This is a genomic window from Collinsella sp. AM44-11 (genome assembly GCF_003467145.1).
In the GTDB taxonomy this organism is placed as follows: domain Bacteria; phylum Actinomycetota; class Coriobacteriia; order Coriobacteriales; family Coriobacteriaceae; genus Collinsella.
Genome location: NZ_QSFE01000011.1, coordinates 1 through 18655, shown reverse-complemented (window position 1 = coordinate 18655; position 18655 = coordinate 1). Strand labels below are relative to the sequence as shown.

At 60.5% G+C, this 18655-nt stretch carries 12 protein-coding genes; 11 read left to right on the top strand and 1 reads right to left on the bottom strand.

Features of this window, described 5'->3' with window-relative positions; translation table 11 throughout:
- Positions 1 to 186 precede the first annotated feature (186 nt).
- From DW943_RS07700 to DW943_RS07655, 10 genes are all read left to right on the top strand, one after another.
- Complete coding sequence (locus DW943_RS07700) at positions 187 to 744, top strand: HD domain-containing protein (RefSeq protein ID WP_117563835.1); 558 nt, start codon at positions 187 to 189, stop codon at positions 742 to 744.
- Positions 745 to 747: 3 nt separating this feature from the next.
- Positions 748 to 1767 carry a putative ABC transporter permease gene (locus DW943_RS07695; RefSeq protein ID WP_233543627.1) on the top strand — a complete coding sequence of 340 codons (1020 nt, stop codon included), beginning with the start codon at positions 748 to 750 and terminating at the stop codon, positions 1765 to 1767.
- Positions 1768 to 1964: 197 nt separating this feature from the next.
- Positions 1965 to 3242, top strand: a complete 1278-nt coding sequence (locus tag DW943_RS07690; RefSeq protein ID WP_117563834.1) for an ammonium transporter — start codon at positions 1965 to 1967, stop codon at positions 3240 to 3242.
- Between the two features lie 208 nt (positions 3243 to 3450).
- Complete coding sequence (locus DW943_RS07685; RefSeq protein WP_117629936.1) at positions 3451 to 3789, top strand: P-II family nitrogen regulator; 339 nt, start codon at positions 3451 to 3453, stop codon at positions 3787 to 3789.
- Positions 3790 to 3863: 74 nt separating this feature from the next.
- Positions 3864 to 4526, top strand: coding sequence for a TetR/AcrR family transcriptional regulator (locus DW943_RS07680; RefSeq protein WP_158566139.1), 663 nt, complete (start codon positions 3864 to 3866; stop codon positions 4524 to 4526).
- A gap of 100 nt (positions 4527 to 4626) precedes the next feature.
- Positions 4627 to 5889 carry an MFS transporter gene (locus DW943_RS07675; protein WP_117862673.1) on the top strand — a complete coding sequence of 421 codons (1263 nt, stop codon included), beginning with the start codon at positions 4627 to 4629 and terminating at the stop codon, positions 5887 to 5889.
- A gap of 115 nt (positions 5890 to 6004) precedes the next feature.
- On the top strand, positions 6005 to 6862 hold the full coding sequence (locus DW943_RS07670) for an HAD-IIB family hydrolase (RefSeq protein WP_117862672.1): 858 nt from the start codon (positions 6005 to 6007) through the stop codon (positions 6860 to 6862).
- Positions 6863 to 6983: 121 nt separating this feature from the next.
- Positions 6984 to 7694, top strand: a complete 711-nt coding sequence (locus DW943_RS07665; RefSeq protein WP_117862671.1) for a TetR/AcrR family transcriptional regulator — start codon at positions 6984 to 6986, stop codon at positions 7692 to 7694.
- A gap of 11 nt (positions 7695 to 7705) precedes the next feature.
- Positions 7706 to 12487, top strand: a complete 4782-nt coding sequence (locus tag DW943_RS07660; RefSeq protein ID WP_117862670.1) for a 2-hydroxyacyl-CoA dehydratase — start codon at positions 7706 to 7708, stop codon at positions 12485 to 12487.
- 481 nt (positions 12488 to 12968) lie between these two features.
- Positions 12969 to 13418, top strand: coding sequence for a hypothetical protein (locus DW943_RS07655; protein ID WP_147348645.1), 450 nt, complete (start codon positions 12969 to 12971; stop codon positions 13416 to 13418).
- Positions 13419 to 13543: 125 nt separating this feature from the next.
- Here the strand turns inward: DW943_RS07655 and DW943_RS07650 are convergent, their stop codons facing one another.
- Positions 13544 to 14683, bottom strand: a complete 1140-nt coding sequence (locus tag DW943_RS07650; protein WP_117862668.1) for a DUF389 domain-containing protein — start codon at positions 14681 to 14683, stop codon at positions 13544 to 13546.
- A 307-nt stretch (positions 14684 to 14990) separates the two neighbouring features.
- Here DW943_RS07650 and DW943_RS07645 point away from each other — a divergent pair, with 307 nt between their 5' ends.
- Entirely contained in the window at positions 14991 to 18512 is a 3522-nt protein-coding gene (locus tag DW943_RS07645; protein WP_117862667.1) for a CAP domain-containing protein, read from the top strand.
- The last annotated feature ends 143 nt before the right edge of the window (positions 18513 to 18655 follow it).

Genomic DNA, 18655 nt, shown 5'->3' with positions numbered 1-18655 from the left:
CGGCCGGCACAATTGCACAAGACAGTCTCGCACATTTTGGCGTTTGATATGTGACGGCGGCGCGGTAATTCGCCAACTGGTGGGGCAAAACGTTTTGTCCGATGCCATACTGATAAGTTCCATGATGATTTTATTCATTGCGTGCAGGCTGCGGCTTGCCGCCGAGCGCCGCCGGAAGGAGGCCGCATGTCCGATACCGTTCGTGCCGAGAAAATCGCGCGCGAGGTCGACGATGCCGCCCGTCAGCTTGCCCAGGCGGGCCGCTTGGACCTGATGCATGAGTTTATCCAACATGGCGATGTGACGGTTTATGCACATGTGACCTCGGTGGCGCGGGCAAGTCTGTCCTTTGCCGAGCGCCTGGGCCGCGTCGGTATCTCCGTCGACCGCTTATCGCTGCTGCGCGGGGCCCTGCTGCACGATTACTTTCTCTATGACTGGCACGATCCCGACCCAAGCCATCGGCTGCATGGCTTTCGCCACCCGTTTTTTGCCTTGGCGCGTGCGGAGGAAGATTTTGAGCTGACGCCGCGCGAGCGGAATATTATCGTACGGCATATGTTTCCGCTGGTACCGGTGCCGCCGACGTGTCGTGAGGCATGGATTGTGTGCCTGGCGGATAAATGGTGCGCGCTGCGCGAGACGATTGCCGGCCGTCTGCCGCGCAAAGGCGGCGCGAACGATTTGAACGAGGGGTCGAGTGACGGCTCGAGCAAAGAATCGAACGAAAAGAGGAGTGGGTAGACGGTGGGAACCGCGATCGACATGGCATTTGACGGCGCGACGCTTGCCGCCTGTCCGCTCTCGGCGCTGGTACTCTCGTTTGCCTTCTACGGTTTTTGCGGCTGGGTATGGGAGTCGACAGTCTGCGCCATGCTCAACCACGGACGCTTTGCCAACAGCGGCTTTTTGCTAGGGCCGTGTTGTCCCATCTACGGTGCGGGCGGCATCGCGTGCTGGTTGCTGCTGCGTGGAATCCCAGACGCCTCGAGCCAGTTTGTCGCTGCCGCGCTCGTATGCAGCGTGATCGAATATAGCGTGGGCGTGCTGTTGGAAAAAACGACGGGTGCCCGGTTTTGGGATTACTCGCATCTGCCGTTTAACCTGCACGGACGCATCTGCCTGTACTGGGCCTGCGCATTTGGCTTGGGTGCGTTGTGTATTTGCCGTTTAGTGGAGCCGGCATTGCTGGGGCTGCTTGGCCATCTGCCGGTGCTGATTGTGCGGCTGTCCGCCTTTATCGTCGCGGTCGCGATGATGGTCGATGCGGTGTGCTCGTTGGCCAGCTGGCGCCGCCTGTCCGATCAGCTTGAGCGTGTGCGTGCCGACCTTGCCGACCGCATCAATGAGTCGCTTGCCGACGCCTCCGACTCTATGCTCGAACGTATTCCCGATTCGGCGATCGACTCGGTGGCGCAGACGCATATCCGCGGTCGCGCCGTTAACGCTTGGCTGGCCGAGCTGGGCGACGCGGCGCTCGATGCCCTGCGCGAGAAGGCTTCGATGCCGACGTTTATCTCGGATGGTGCTCGCGGCCTGGCGCTTGCTGCCCGCCGCGTTGCCGATGCCGCGCCGAGCATGCCGCGTCCGTCGCTCAGTCGTCGCCTTGCCGGCAAGCGCATGAGCCGTCCGGTGCCGAGTGTGTCGCTCAGTCGTCGCGACCTGCGCTTCTTCAATGCCTTTCCGCGCTTGCGCATCAATCGCTACGAGGGCGTCATCCGGGCCACCGATCTCCGCAACCGAGCTCGCGAGCTGTTCCGGCGCTAGGCGGGGCGGGCGCGCTCACGGCTTCCTTGCTCGCGTATTTCCCGTTCGTTTCGCGCCCGTTGCCGCGCCGTTTCCAAGATTGCGGCACCGTTTCCATTCGACAACGCAGCGTTTAACAACGCCGTATCTGGTCTACACCAGTTGCCCCTCGGCCGCATTATGGGCGCCGACAACGTTCATGCGACCAAGGGGGACGAATGTACGATACGGGATCGACAACGTTTATGCTCATCTGCACCATGCTCGTGTTTTTAATGACACCGGGCCTGGCGTTTTTCTATGGCGGCCTGTCCAGGCGCAAAAATGTCATCAACACCATGCTTATGTGCTTTGGCGCCATTGGCCTGGTTGGTGTGCTGTGGATTGTTGCCGGCTGGTCGCTGGCCTACGGCGGCGACGGCTCGAGTCCGTTTATTGGAGGCCTTGACCAGTTGCTGTGCCTACCGGTGCTCAACCAGGTGCTGCAGGCGGCCGAGGGCAATGCCGCGGGCGGTGCCGTCTACCCTCAGATCATCAACATCGCCTTCCAGATGGCGTTTGCCATGATCACCGCCGCTATCGTTACGGGCAGTCTGGCAGGCCGCGTTAAGTTTGGTGCCATGACGGCCTTCCTGGGCATTTGGCTGCTCGTGGTCTATGCGCCGCTCGCCCACATGGTTTGGGGCGGCGATGGTTCCTTTATCGGCGACATCATCGGCGCGCTCGACTTTGCCGGCGGCGACGTGGTACACATTTCGTCTGGTCTCACGGGCCTGATTCTCTGCTTAATGCTCGGCCGTCGTCGCGGCTTTGGCATGGTGAGCTACCGTCCGCATAACGTGCCGTTTGTGGCGCTGGGCGCCGGTCTACTTTGGTTTGGTTGGTTTGGCTTTAACGGCGGCAGCGAGTTTAAGGCCGACGCCGTGGCGGCACTCGCCATCCTCAACACCGTGACGGCCAGCGCGGCGGGCATGGTCTCGTGGCTTGCCGTCGAGCGCGTGCACACCGGTCGTCCCACGCTGGTGGGCGCCAGCACCGGTCTGGTTGCGGGCCTTGTGGTGGTCACGCCGGGCGCGGGCTTTGTCGAGCCGTGGGCGGCGCTGGTCATGGGCCTGATCGTCTCTCCCGTCTGTTACCTGGCCATCAGCCATCTCAAGACCAAGTTCGGCTACGACGATGCGCTCGACGCGTTTGGCTGCCATGGTATCGGCGGCATCTTGGGCGGCGTGCTCACGGGCCTGTTCTGCGTGCCGGAGCTTTCGTGGACCGGTAAGGGCGGCCTGTTCTACACGGGTGACATGTCGCTGCTCATCTCGCAAATCCTGGGCATTGTGGTGACGGTCGCTATTGTGCTGGTGCTCGACTTGGTGATTGCCGCGGTGGTCAAGGCGCTGTTCCGCGGCAGCCTGCGCGTGGACGAGGCCGATGAGGCGCTGGGCTTGGATGCGAGTCAGCACGGCGAGAGCGCATACCCCTCATTCTCCGGACTCGATTAGCAGCTTCCCCAAGCACCGCACCTTGCCGTTCAATCGTCGCTCACGTACTTAAGTACGCTTCGCTCCTCTTTCACGGCAATCTGCGGCACTTGGGAAACCTGCTAAGACCAGTCAGTTGAACTTTTTTGATCTCTGAGGTTGGTTTACGGCACCTGGGAAACCCGCGTCTCATGTAAAGGGATACGTTGATTATTGAGAGGAATTCACTATGAAGAAAATTACGGCGATCGTTCGTGCTGAGAAGCTTGAGGTTCTCAAAGACGCGCTGTTTGCTGCCGATGTTCGCGGCATGACCATCAACCAGGTGCAGGGCTGCGGCGCGCAGCATGGCTGGAAGGAATACGTGCGCGGCAACGAGCTGCTCGTCAACACGATCCCCAAGGTGCAGTTCACCCTCATCTGCGCCGACGAGCATGTCGACGGTATCGTTGACATTATCTGCAACGCCGCTCGCACCGGTGCCGTCGGCGACGGCAAGATTTGGGTCGAGCCGGTCGAAGAAGTCATCCGCATTCGCACCGGCGAACACGGCCCGGCCGCGGTGTAGAATCGACCGTCTGCCATCCGCAACGTTAAAATGCTGCAATGAGGCACAAGACTTGCGTTGCGGATGGGCGGATTATGGGTCGCAATAAATATCCCGAGGAGACGGTCGCGAAGATTCTCGACGCGGCACTGGAGCTATTCTGCGCACAGGGTTATGAGGGGACGAGTATTCAAGATATCGTCGACCGCCTCGATGGCATGACCAAGGGCGCTGTCTATCATCACTTCAAGAGCAAAGAAGAGATTTTTAACGCTGCTTTCAATCGGGCAATGACTCCGATTGTTGAGCACCGTCGCTCGATGCTTGGCGTCGGTAATATGACCGGAGCCCAAAAGCTCAAGCGACTGTACGCTCCCGAGTCCGTTGTTCCACAAATTGAGCTATGGGCACGTATGCGTCCTGCAGCAGATCCGGTAAAAAGCTCGCGCCTACTGGCGATGCAGTACCAGGGCTCATTTGACGAGTCGGCCGATGGCTGTCTCTTGCCAGTGATCGAGGAGGGCATCGCCGACGGCTCCATTGCGTGCGAATGCCCGCGCGAAGCGGCGGAGGCCGTATCGTTGTTGGCGAATCTTTGGCTGTTGCCATTGTTCCGTCCGCTCGAGCCCAAGGAGCGAATGCTCGCTCGCGCACAATGTTTGGCGCAGATGGCTGCCGCGGTGGGGCTCGATTTGGGTAATGAAGTGCTTCAGACAACGGCGCAGATTTGGGACGTATGGGACCGCGCCGGGTGGTAATATAGATACCAACGGTATGTAATTGATTTGTGAGGGTAGCCACGGCTGCCCTTTTCAAGTCATTAAATACATACTAGTGGTATGTATAGGGGGTGGGCTTATGGCTGGGCTGAGAGACGTCGGTGTCTCGTTGAAATCAAAAACAGTGCGGTCAATCAGGCTCGCGGAACTTCTGGTTGCGCAGCTGTGCACGTATTCGATGCTGTCGGCGCTGTGCTTTGCGTATCCACTTTACTTGTTCGATCGCAGTGGATCGTCAACGTTATATGGCGTCGTCGCGGCGATAGCGTTCATACCCGGCGTACTTGCAACTCCGGCTGGCGGAATCTTGGCGGATAGGGGAAGACATCGCGAGGTCCTCGTGGCCCTCGGCATTGCTCTGATGACTGCATCACTGCTGTCTATCCCCATGAAGCGCTCGTTGCCTCTTGCGGTCGTCGTAGTAGCGATACTTTGTGTTCAATATGGTGTTCAATCGCTGCTAAAGCCAATGCTCCAAATTGAGACGGTGCGCATGGCGGGTGAAGAGAAGGTTGAGCGGGCCACTGCATTGGTTTCGCAGATGACCATGGTGAGCAATATCTTGGGCCCTGTGGTCGGGACGGCAGTCTATGGGTACTTTGGCATCGATGCTCTTTGCACAACCGCGTCGGTGGCGTTTGCGATTTCAGCTCTCTTGTTTGGGGGCGCGCTCAAGCAAAATGCCTCATTTGAAACGATGGGAGACGGCGCGACTCGTACGACATGCCGAAACGATTTTCGGGAGTCGATTCGGTATCTGTTGCAAAATGCATCATTGGCCGCTGTGATTTTGCTTGCGGCCGTTTTGAACCTTGCGTTGGTTGGGCTAACGATTGGCGCTCCCATTATTGTTACAAAGCATCTCGGCATGCAATCGTCCTGCGTTGGGATAGTTGAGGTTGCTCTGGGCCTGGGTGGTCTTACCGGCAGTGGCTTGGTCGGCATTTGGCCGCATCGTTTTTCTTTCAATGGCATATGTCGATATGTTGCGATGATCTGTTTTGGAGTCGCGCCGATTATTGTTACGCTGCTGTTCGGCGTAGATGTATGCGTGTTCACCGTGTTTGCGGTTGGTTCGGCATGGGTCATGGTGTGGGCGAGCATTACGTCGGTTGAAATCATCGCGTTTGTTCAGCGGGTAGCGCCGACTGAGCTCTGCGGAAAAGTGCTTTCGGTCGTTTACATGGTCCTTTCCTGCGCAACACCTATCGGCCAATTGACGTACGGGGTTGCATATGATCGATGGACACCAGCGATTGTATTCGCAGCCATGTTGGCGGTGCTGACGTTGACGACGGTGCTGTTTTATCGTCTGAAAAATCGCTTGCGGCGATTGTCTTGACGCGCTGGGGCACCGTGAATTTGCGGAGGCAGTGGTCCGCCGCGCCGGGACGGCATTGTTTGGGCGTGCCTCTCCTTCGTCTACAATATCGTGCAGACGAAGGAGAGGCACGCCCATGATCAAGATGTTCGCGAGTGACTTAGACGGAACGCTGCTGAACGCCCTGCACGAGGCGGATGGGACCATCCGCCGTGCCATTCGCGAGCTGACCGAGGCCGGCCTGCATGTGGTTCCCGCGACCGGACGCTCGACGCTGCCGATCGGCGAGCATGGCTTTACGGGGCTGGCGCTCGATGCCTGCTGCTCTAACGGCTCCATCGTGCGCGACAGTCATGGCGAGGTGCTCAAGACCTGGACCATCGATCCGCAGATCACCGAGGAGCTGCTCAAGGAGTTTCCGGATATCTGTTTTGACTGCTCCACGCCCGACGGCATGTTTTCGAGCGGATCGTTCGAGATGCACCAGGCGGGCTTTAAAAAAGACAGCCCTATCAAGCGCATCGTGATGCGCGGCATGCGTGCGCGTGGCGGGTACCACGAGGAACAGTACTTCGACCAGTCGATCGGTGACATCCTGCGCCACGATGTGTGCAAGATCAACTGTCGCGTGACCTCGCCCGAGCTGGAGCGCGACCTTAAGGCGTATCTGGCCGAGCGCTCGGACCGCGTGGTCAACGCGCCGTTCGATCCGGTGATGTTCGAAATTACGGACGTGGCGTGCAACAAGGGCGAGAGCGTGGCATGGCTGGCGGGCTACTACGGTATTGCCGAGGACGAGGTCGCGGTCTACGGCGACGGCGGCAACGATATCGCCATGCTCAAACGCTTCCGCCACAGCTACGCGACCAAAAACGCAAGCGATGCAGCTAAGGCCGCCGCGAGCGTGACCATCGGCAGCTGCATGGTCCATGCCGTCCCCAAACACATGCTCGCCACCATGCGCAAGCAAAACTCCCGCACCGTCATCGAATAATGTGACAAAGGGACTGCCCCCTCGTCACATTCCAAATATTGCCTTTACGTGTTGATGCACACGGTGTGCAATAATACTCGCACTGTGCAATAGCGCACAGGCTGAGTAGCAAGGAGGACGCTTGTCCCAGCTCGAGAAATGCGATCGCCGGTCCCTTCGCTCGCAGCGTGCCCTTCGCCAGGCACTTGCCAGCGAGCTTGCCGAAAGCGGCGACCTTTCGCGCATTAATGTCGCGTCGCTCACCGAGCGTGCTGGCCTTACGCGCCGCACGTTCTATTCGCACTATCGCGATATTCCCGACTTTATCAATCAAATCGAGGACGGCTTGCTGGCCGAGATCCGTGAGCGCATTGAGCTCATCACCTCAGCTCAGCTGCCCGATCTTTACCGTAACATTGACGAGCTCGAGCCGGCGCCCGGTTCGGTTGAGCTGCTGCGTTATCTTGCGGCCAACCGCGACTTAATCGGTGCGCTGCTGGGTCCGGGCGGCGACCAGGCCTTTATTAAAAGGATCATCGACACCGCGCGTGAGGCTGTGGTGCCGCGTGCGCAGACGGGCATTTTGGGCCTGGCGCTGGGCACGTTCTTTGACTACTACGTCACCTACGTCGTGAGCGCCGAGGTTGGCATGATTCAGCGCTGGTTTGAGCGTGGGCTCACCGAATCGCCCGAGGCCATGGCGCGCATTATGACGGTGCTCGCTTTTGTTCGTCCTGGTGACCTGTATGGCCAACCCATCGATATCAACGTGCCGGAATACGGCATGAAGCTATTGAACTTGCAGCTCGAGGACGCGGCCGACACCGCCGCAACCGTCGAGTCCAACAACTAAGAGGAGAGACAATGAGCAAACTCGTCGAGGGCATCAAGGATCGTATGGTCGCTGCCGCACGCGAGGCCGCGCCCGCCGTGGTGGACGCCGCGCAGAAGGCCGCGACCGCGGCTGCCGAGAAAGTTGCCGAGGCAGTTGCCGATGCCAAGAACGCGGCAGGGGAGACGTCCATCGCTAGCGAGCTCGCCACCGCCGCTGAGCCCGTGGCCGCCGCCCACGCCCCCGAAGGCGCGATCTTCAACCCCGAGGCCGCCCGCGGCAACCTGCACCTGGGCATCGACGTGGGCTCCACCACCGTCAAGCTTGCCGTGCTCAACGATGACAACCAGATCGTCTACGCCAAGTACCAGCGCCACCACACCGACGTCCGCGCTTGCGCCCGCGACTTGTTCGAGGGTGCCGCGACTGTGCTGCCGACGGCCCAGATGACCTGTGCCATCACCGGCTCGGGCGGTCTGCTGCTGTCCCAGTGGCTCGACCTGGAGTTTGTCCAGGAAGTCATCGCCAGCAAGCGCGCCGTCGAGACCCTCATCCCGGCCACCGATGTCGCCATCGAGCTGGGCGGTGAGGACGCCAAGATCATCTACTTTGACAACGGCATCGAGCAGCGCATGAACGGCACCTGCGCCGGCGGCACGGGCGCGTTCATCGATCAGATGGCCACTCTGCTGCACACCGACGCGAGCGGCCTCAACGAGCTCGCGGCCAACGCCACCACCATCTATCCCATCGCCAGCCGTTGCGGCGTCTTTGCCAAGACCGACGTGCAGCCGCTCCTCAACGAGGGCGCCCGCCCCGAGGACGTCGCCGCTTCCATCTTCCAGGCCGTCGTGACCCAGACCATCTCGGGCCTGGCGTGCGGCCGTCCCATTCGCGGTAACGTCGCCTTCCTGGGCGGCCCGCTGCAGTATCTCTCCGAGTTGCGCCACCGCTTCTACCTCACGCTCAACCTGGACGAGGAGCACCGCATTGTGCCCCAAAACGCCCACCTGTTTGTGGCGAGCGGCGCTGCCATGGCGCACGAGTCCAACAAGCTCAGCACGTTCCCGCAGTTTATCGAGGCCATCGACAGCTTGGGCGACACGCAAGGTGCTGAGGTCGAGCGCCTGGATCCGCTCTTTGCCACCGACGAGGACTTTGCTGAGTTCAAGAACCGCCACGACAAGGAAGTCGTCCCCAAGGGCAAGCTCGACGGCTACACCGGCCGCGTGTTCATCGGCATCGACGCCGGCTCCACCACCATGAAGGCCGCGCTCGTGGGCGAGGACGGCCAACTGCTGCACACCTGGTACGGCAACAACAACGGCGACATCCTGGGCACGGCCAAGGTCATCATGGCCGATTTCTACAACCACATCCCCGCGGGTTGCACCATCGGCCACGTGACCACCACGGGCTACGGCGAGGCGCTGCTCATCGAGGCTCTCAAGGCCGATTCCGGCGAGATAGAGACCGTCGCGCACCTGCGCGGCGCCAAGGCGTTCCTGCCCGGCGTCGAGTTCATTCTGGACATTGGCGGCCAGGACATGAAGTGCCTGCGCGTCAAGGACGGCGTCATCGAGCACATCATGCTCAACGAGGCCTGCTCGTCGGGTTGCGGTAGCTTTATCGAGAGCTTCGCCGTCTCTATGAACATGGACGTGCGCGCGTTCGCCGATGCCGCCATCCATGCTAAGGCCCCCGTCGACCTGGGCAGCCGCTGCACGGTCTTCATGAACTCTCGCGTCAAGCAGGCGCAAAAGGAAGGCGCCACGGTGGGCGACATCGCGGCCGGCCTGTCCTATTCCGTCATCAAGAACGCCCTGTTCAAGGTCATTAAGCTGCGCGATCCCAAGGAGATCGGCAGCCAGGTGATCGTCCAGGGCGGCACCTTTATGTCCGACGCCACGCTGCGTGCATTTGAGCAGCTCACCGGCGTTCATGCCGTGCGCCCCGACATCGCCGGCTGCATGGGCGCCTACGGTGCGGCCCTGCTCGCCCGCGATCGCGCCGGCGCCGACGGCACCTCGACCATCCTTTCGGCTGAGGATATCGCGCACCTCACCGTGACGCAAAAGCATGTCCGCTGCGGCCGTTGCTCCAACAACTGCCAGCTCACCGTCAACGACTTTGGCGGCGGCAGGCGCTTCATTACCGGCAACCGCTGCGAGAAGGGTGCCGGCCACAAAAAGCAAAAGACCGAGGCCCCCAACCTCTTCAAAAAGAAAAACGAGCTGCTCTTTAACCGCGAGGTGCTGAGCCCCGACGAGGCCCCGCGCGGCACCGTCGGCATTCCGCGCGCGCTCAACATGTACGAGAACTACCCCTTCTGGCACGCGTTCTTTACGCGTCTGGGCTTTAGCGTGCAGCTGTCCGACCAGTCGAGCAAGAAGACCTACCAGGCGGGCATCGAGTCCATGCCGTCCGAGAGCGTGTGCTATCCGGCCAAGATGAGCCACGGCCATGTGATGAACCTTATCGACCGCGATGTCGACTTTATCTGGATGCCGTGCGTGCGCTGGGAGCGCAAGGAGGATCCGACCGCCGGCAACTGTTACAACTGCCCCATCGTCATGAGCTACCCCACGGCGTTGGCACTCAACATCGACGAGATCCGCGAGCAGAACATCGAGTTCCTGTACCCGTTTGTGCCCTATCATGACAAGACCGAGCTCAAGCGCCGTCTGTACCAGGTGCTTGCCGTCGACCGTGTGGCCGATGCTGAGGCCGGTCGCGGTCGCGTGCGTGGGCCCAAGATCACGCGCTCCGAGGTCGATGCCGCTGTCAACGCTGCCTTTGAGGCCGATGCGCGTTTCCACGAGGACATCCAGACCATGGGCGAGGAGGCTCTTAAGTGGGTCGAGGACCACGGCGGCCACGGCATCGTGCTCGCCGGTCGTCCCTACCATAACGATCCCGAGATCAACCACGCCCTGCCCGAGCTTATCTCGAGCTTTGGCTTTGCGGTCTTTACCGAGGATTCGCTCGCGCATCTGGTAAAGCCCGAGCGCCCGATCCGCGTCGTCGACCAGTGGATGTACCACAGCCGCCTGTACGCCGTGGCCCGTTTTGTGACGATGCGCAACGATCTGGACCTGATCCAGCTCAACTCCTTCGGCTGCGGCTTGGACGCCCTGACCACCGACCAGGTGCAGGAGATCCTGGAAGCCAGCGGCAAGATTTACACCGTGCTCAAGATCGACGAGGTGTCCAACCTGGGTGCCGCGCGCATCCGCATCCGCTCGCTCATGGCCGCGCTTAAGGACCAGGAGGCCGAGCGCTTGGCCGAGGCCACGGCCGCGGGCGAGGCCTACGAGCAGGGCGATGCCGCGCCGGTGGCGCCCTCCACGGATGCCCCCGCGTTCGCGAGCCGCAAGTACACGTTTGAGGCGCAGCGTGAGAGCGCATCGACCGCGTGGCCTAAGGTGCCCTTTACCGAGCAGATGCGCGACGAGGGCTACACCATCCTGTGCCCGCAGATGGCGCCGATCCACTTTGACCTGGTCAAAGAGGTGTTTCGCGGTGCCGGCTACAACTTGGAGCTGCTGCCCTCGACCGACCACGATGCCGTCGAGGCCGGTCTGCGCTATGTGAACAATGACATTTGCTACCCGTCGATTCTGGTGACGGGCCAGATTATGGAGGCCATCGAGAGCGGTCGGTACGACCTGTCCAAGACTGCCGTGGTCATCAGCCAGACCGGCGGCGGCTGCCGTGCTACCAACTACATCGCGCTCATTCGCAAAGCCCTGCGCGAGAGCGGTCACCCTGAGATTCCGGTGATCTCGCTTTCGGCTGTGGCGCTCGGCGAGGACAACCCCGGCTTTAAGATTACGCCGGCGCTGCTTAAGCAGGCAGTCTACGCGGTGCTCTTTGGCGACGTGATGATGCAGATGCTCTACCGCTGCCGTCCGTACGAGGCCACGCCCGGTGCGGCGAACGCACTCTACGAGGAGTACATGGCGCGCGCTCGCAAGCTGGCGCCCAAGTTTAACCGCCACAACTACACCAAGCTGTGCCGCGAGGCCATCCGCGCGTTCGACACCATGCCGCTCGTGGGCGAGGGCACCAAGCCGCGCGTGGGCGTGGTCGGTGAGATCCTGGTCAAGTTCCACCCCACAGCCAACAACCACGTGGTCGACGTTATCGAGCGCGAGGGCTGCGAGGCCGTGGTGCCGGGCCTGCTCGACTTCTTCCTGTACTCCATGAGCAACGCCGAGCTGCAGAAGGACGAGTTGGGTAGCTCTGCCACGACGCGTGCGGGCATGCAGGCGCTCATCAAGCTTGTGGACTGGATGCGCACGCCGGTGGAGGAGATGCTCGAAAAGTCTCGCCGCTTTGAGGCGCCCGAGCGCATCGGCACCATGGCCGACAAGGCCCGCACGGTGCTTTCGGTGTGCAACAACATGGGCGAGGGCTGGTTGCTCACGGCCGAGATGCTCGACCTGATTGACCATGGCGCGCCCAACATCATCTGCACGCAGCCCTTCGCGTGCCTGCCTAACCATGTGGTGGGTAAGGCCGTGATCAAGGAACTGCGCCGTCAGCACCCCGAGAGCAACATCGTCGCGGTGGACTACGACCCCGGTGCATCCGAGGTCAACCAGCTCAACCGTATTAAGCTCATGATCAGTGTGGCCAAGGAGAACATGCGCGCCGGTAAGGGCTTTAAGCTCGAGAAGGTGGCGCCGCTCGCGATGGACGAGGTCACCGGCCAGATGCGTGCTCATGACGGCTGTGTGAGCTGCGGGCCGGCCAGCGAGGAGGCCGTGGCATCGGTCGCCGAGCGCCTGGGACGCGGCATTAAGAAGTAACTGGCCTGCTATGGGCTAGATATGGGACAAACGGGTGGCAGCCGTACCGGTTACCACCCGTTTTTACTGGACATCTGTTGCGTAAACGGTCCAACTATCACCCCCTGCGAACTTGGATTTCGGAAGTATGCGGCAAAATTTGAATAGGCCGAGCACACTGGATATGCCCAAGCTTTGTACCTGCGGTTTTATTGGTGAAAAACCGGGGTGTGCTCGAGGGCTCCGGAATTTGCCGCATACTTCCGAAAACAACGTCTCGGTGGCACCAAAAATTGCCTCCAGAACCCTGAGATAATGAACATATGTAGCCGTTCGCCGCAAATTATCGTCCGTTCATGGAACCTATCTCCAACGAGTTGTAACCATATGGTTTGATGTTGGAAACATATGATTGCCGGCAGGCCGTAGGTGACGTTTGCCCTGATATCGGAGGTACCAAGTATGTTTCGTGCTCCGTTAAACAAGTATCGGGCTGGCTAACATGAGCCGCCGTTTTGTCTCGATAACCCTTGCAGTGGTCTGCCTGGCTGTGCTCCTGGGCGCTACAGGGCTGTTTGCTATAAGCCGAGAAACGTCCTATATGCAGGAATGCGCTTCCGAAGGCTTTGCCATTGATGGTTACTATCGGGATGACAAAACGAGTCGGGAAACCCTGGCTTTTCTTGAGGAGGACAACTGTCGATGGCAGCTGGTCGACCAAGACGGAATCTGCGCAGACGGGCAGTTTAAGCGTACGGATGACCCCAACATCCTGATATTAAAGAAGGAAAACGGTGAAGAATTCGGTACGGTCCACGTGGCGTACTTGTCACGCCGACGCGAGCAGGGTCAGCTCTATCTATTTAGAGATAGTAAAGTGACCCGATTTTATCTGGTGAGCACCAAACCGGCGTTTATGGTGGAGTCTGGCGATGTCGATGTGGACAGTTGATTCACGGCAATAAAACAGAGAGCGGGGCGTGGGCGTGAACTGCACCTCGCTATTTGCTCGTGTCCGTATCGCGTCTGCGCCTCGTCGTAACTTGCGTCCGTGCGAGCATTCATCCCGCGCCGGCATCACTTCACGTCAAACTTCACGCGATCGAGTTCGGGCACGTTGAGGTCGATGAGCTTGCGAGCAACGCGGCGGTCGTGCGCCCCGAGCGCCTCGCTTGTCGTTACATGGGCGACAATCTCGCGCTCGACGATGCCCTCCTCGTCGCCCTCGGCGGCCGAGGTCTCGACGGCGACGGTGTAATCCCTAAAGCCCGGCAGCACCGCGGCAAGCTCGCGTGTGGTCTCGGTGACGCCGTAGCCGTCCTGCACGCCGGCCTGTGCCGAGCCAATGGACCCCGCGGTCATGACGATGCAGGGGATGGCAAAGATCACCGTACCCACGATGATGCGGCGGCGCACCTTGTGTGACAGCTCATCGACCTCGGCATCTTCTTCGGCGGTCACAATGCCGTCGCCGTTGAGGTCGCGCTTGAGCGGCACGCGCAAAAGAAGTAGTACGGCTTCGGCCGCCAGCGCGATAAAGACGACGTTGATGCCAAACTCGTAAAGCGCCGAGAGAAACAGCGACCCGCTTGCGATGGCGATGCCATAGCCCGCCGCGCACAGGGGCGGCATGAGCGCGGTCGCCACGGCCACGCCGGCGATGAGCGTTGCGGGCTCCTGGTCGCGCGAGTTGCCCAGGCCACCCGCAAAGCCGCCCGCGAGCGCGACGGCAAGGTCCCACACGGTGGGCGTCGAGTTGTCGATAATGGCGGCTGTAGTGGTGCCAAGGGGCGAGAGCTTAAAGTACAACGTGGATGTGACCAGGCAAAAGACCATCTGCAGTGCGAGGCTGGCAATGGCCTCGACGGTGATCTCGCGGTCGAGCGTGGCGATGCCATATGCCATGGCAAGGACCGATCCCATAAGCGGGCAGATGAGCATGGCGCCCACGATGGCGATGTCCGAATCGATATCGAGGCCGATGCTCGCGATGAGCATGGCGATGATGAGGATGCATAGGTGGGAGCCAGTCAGACGCGCCCCGTTTACAAAACGCTTGCGGATCACGTGGTAGGGCGCGCGACCCTCGCGAATATTGAATGCGCGCTTGAGGAAGCGGGTGACGTTTTCCATGGCTTCGCTATGAGCGGGGCGGATGCCGTGACGACGATGATGACGCTCGCGCAGTCGCTTGATCTGTTGTTTGTCGAGTTCCATGTCCACCTCGTTCCAGCGCGGTCCGCGCAACGCGCCCGTTGTCCTAACTCTACACCGTGGCGGACGAGGTGTCTGTTGGATGAGGAATCCGATAGGGCGGATGACGCGGGAACAAATGCAAATCACAGGTTCAATTTGATCCCGCAATAATATGATGCACCAGCTCCTACATATGTGACGAAATTGTGAAGCACGAGAGTGCGAGTTTCAAAAAATCCGCTGGTGACCAATGTTGCGCAACAGAATTCAAAAATCGGCACCTACAGTTTGAAGCGTATGGATAAATCCGTGTCAAAGGGAGAAAGCCATGGCAAACTACAGTCCACAACACTTTGAGCCTCGGGCTAAGGCCGTCAACGTCAAGGGCGTTGCCAACCGCGCCGTCGCAACCGTTTTGACGGCGGGCCTCATCGCTCAGCCGCTCATGTCGCCGCTGGCGGCAATCGCCGCACCGTCAACCGGTAACGGCGATTCTGTTCAGGGGGGGGGTAGTTCTGTAGAGAATACCGTTGCCGCCGGTAACCAAGCGGTCGTAAAGACGGCTGCCCAGCTGGCCGAGGAGTCGGCAAAGCAGCTCAAGGACGCTCAGGCCGCCTACGATGCCGCCCAGAAGAAGGCCGACGCGGCGGGCCAGTCTCAAAAGCAGGCGCAGCAGCAAAAGAATCAGGCCTCGCAGGCCGTGACCGATAACGCCGCCGAGCAGAACGCAGCAGAAGTCGCCGCGCTCCAGGAGAAGATTGACGAGCTCAAAGCCGCTGTCGAAAAGACCGAGCAGCAGCAGAAGAAGCTGGGCGACCTGAACGATCGGCTCGAACAGGCCAACAAGAGTGTCGAGGATAAGACCCAGGCGCTCAAGGACGCCAAGGCAAAGCAGGATGAGGCCAAGAAGGCCCTCGATGATGCCCAGGCCAAGCTCGAGGCCATGGGTATGGACGAGTACGAGGCCGCCAAGAAGGCCGTCGAGGACGCGCAGGCAAAGCTCGATGACGCCAATAAGGCCGTTACTACTGCACAGGCCAATCTGGACCAGGCCAAGGCTGCCGAGGCCAGCGCCCAGCAGGAAAAGCAGAATACCGAGGCGGCTTTGACGACTGCCCAGGCCAAGAAGCAGGAGACTGCCGCTGCTCTCGCAGCCGCAACCACCGCGCGCGATAACGCCCAGCAGAAGTTCAACCAGGCGCAGGCCGCGCTCGATGCTGCCGTCTCGGGTACGGGTGTTGACCTGAGTGCGCTTGAGGCCGCCAAGAAAGCTGCTGCTGGTGAGCTCAAGACCGCGCAGGCGGAGCTCAATGCCGCGACGGATGCCGACGCCACCGCACAGACAAATCTGCAGGCCGCCCAGGCTGCCGTCGCTGCCGCGCAGGAGAAGGCCAACGCCGCCAACGCTGCTGTGGCATCTGCCCAGTCTGCATACGATGCGGCAAACAAGGAGTACAAGGACGCGGCCAGTAAGCGTGACGCCGCGAAGACGGCATACGAGCAGGCCCAGCAGACCGAGGCCGACAAGAAGGCGGAGTACGATAAGCTTGTCGAAGTTCGCAAGCAGAAGCGCAGCGAGTGGGAGGCAGCCTGCGCTGCTTCGAACGCCGCGGAAAAGGCTTATGACGCTGCTAATGTCCAGGTTGAGGCTCTTGAGCAGCAGATTGCTGAGCTCAAGTCCAACATGACCGTTGACCAGGAAGTCATCAGCCAAGGTATACTCGGCTTCATGAACTATATTAGCGACGGCAGCCAGTTCACAGCCACGCAGAAAAAGAACGCCCAGGAAGCCGTATCGATGCTGACCGGTGCCGCTGACAAGGCCGAATGGTATGGCCAGTACGTCGATCAGGACATGTCTCGCGACACCAACCCGCTTTCCTTGGAGCAGATGCGCAACGCCCTGACATATCTCGACACCCAGAACAACCTCCGCAAGGCGAACGGTCAGTCGGCGCTCAGCGTCAGCCTCCGCATGACTGCGGCAGCCGCTCTTAATACATCATATTCATCGAACATCTGGGGACACTCGAACTGTTACTTCGACAACGGCGAAAATCTTGCTGGCGGAGGCGGCGCATATACCGGCGGCGAGACCGAGGACACTCTCGGATGGCCCTATACCGGTCTCTACACTCAGGAGAAGGTTAATTACGAGAATTGGATTAAAAAGTACGGTGTGGATAGCGAGGCCGGCAAAGATCTCATGGCTCATCGCTATGATTCGTACTATATCTTCCAAAACTATTACGATGTGTATCACGGTACAAAAGATGAGAACGGTAAGGAAAGAGGAGACAAGTGCGGGCACTATCTCAACATTATCGATTCCGCTACGGTGGCTATCGGTATCGCAACCGGTAGCGGAAAGAACACCGATTCCGAGGTAACCGTATTCGATTACAGCGCTGATGATACTCAGGCTGATTTCACTGTCTCCGAGTTCAAGAAGCTCGTGAACGACTACATCGACTCTGCCTATAACGCTGGCGGCACGCAGGCGCAGAAGGCGCAGCTCAAGGAGCTTCAGGGCAAGCTCGCCGAGGCGCAGAAGAACTTTGGAACTACTAGGGAAGCTTACTTCGCAGCTGTAAACGGGCAGGATTCCGCACGCGACGTCTATACCGCGGCCGACACAAACGTGAACACTGCCAAGGGCGAGTACGAGAAGGCTAAGTCCGGCACCGCCGCCGCGAAGACGGCATACGACGCCGCCGAAGCCAAACTCAAGGGTGTCGACGTCAAGACGCCCCAGACCAAGCTCGACGCCGCCAAGAGCGAGGCCGCTACTGCCCAGGCAGCTCTCGATAGGGCAAACGCCACGCTTGCTGACAGCAAGACGAAGGCAGCCGAGGCCGCTGCTCACAAGGCGAAGGCTCGCAGCGCCCGCGACGCCGCCAAGGTAAAGTCCGATCAGGCCAACGAGGCGTATGACAACGCTACCGCTTCGGTCAAGGACCTTGCCGCCAAGTGCGATGCCGCCAAGACGGATCTTGCGAACAAGCAGGGCACGCTTAACGATGCCAAGAAGGCCGACGACACTGCCCAGGCTGGCGTTGACAAGGCTCAGGCCGCAGATGTGCACGCCGCGACCGCTCTTTCGGGCGCCAAGCAGGCAGTTGCCGCCAAGACGCAGACCCTGTCCGACGCACAGGCGAAGGCCAAGGCCGCCGAGGACGAGCTTGCTACCGCAAACAAGGCCTTCGAGCGCTTCGCCGGCGCCCAGAAGGCGGTCGACGACGCCAAGGCCGCCTATGACGCTGCCGTCGCCGGTGTCGCCGATGCCCAGAAGCAGCTCGAGGCCGCCAACGAAGCCGTCGTCGATGCGAACCTCGATATCGTCAAGGCCAAGGCCGAGCTTGCCAACGACGAGGCACTCAAGGCCGATCTTGAGGCTGTCGACCACAAGGCCTCTCTTGCCGCGGGCACGACGGGCAACGATAAGCTGGTCAAGCTGAACGCTGCCTACGCTCGCTATAAGGCCGCCGTCGATGCCGCCGCTGGTCTCAAGGCCGCTCTGGGCGATGCCGATGCCAAGCTGTCCGATGCCAACGACGCCTATGCCGCTGCACTGGCCGAGCTCGGAGATGCCAAGGACGCCCTGGCTGCCGCACAGGCCGAGTACGACAAGTATCATCCCAAGGCCGAGCCGCAGAGCAAGCCTCAGGCCAAGCCCCAGGTTACGCAGGCCGCCGCAAAGGCGTCTGCTGCCAAGAAGCAGACCACGTCGGGAGTACTTGCCCAGACCGGCGACACCTCCGCGCTTGTGGGCGAGGTCTTCGTCATCGGCGGTGTGACGCTCGTGGCAGCGGGCGTGACGCTGGGCGATCGTCGTCGCAAGCACATGTAGCGTCTCGAGCGTCGGCTCTGTAAGGAACTTCAATTCGTAGCAGGACCGTCTCGGTAGCCAAACGATAAGGCCGGCGTGCTGCTAATGGCAGCGCGCCGGCCTTTATTCAAGACTTTAGTCTGCTGGCCGCGCAGCGGCCAGCT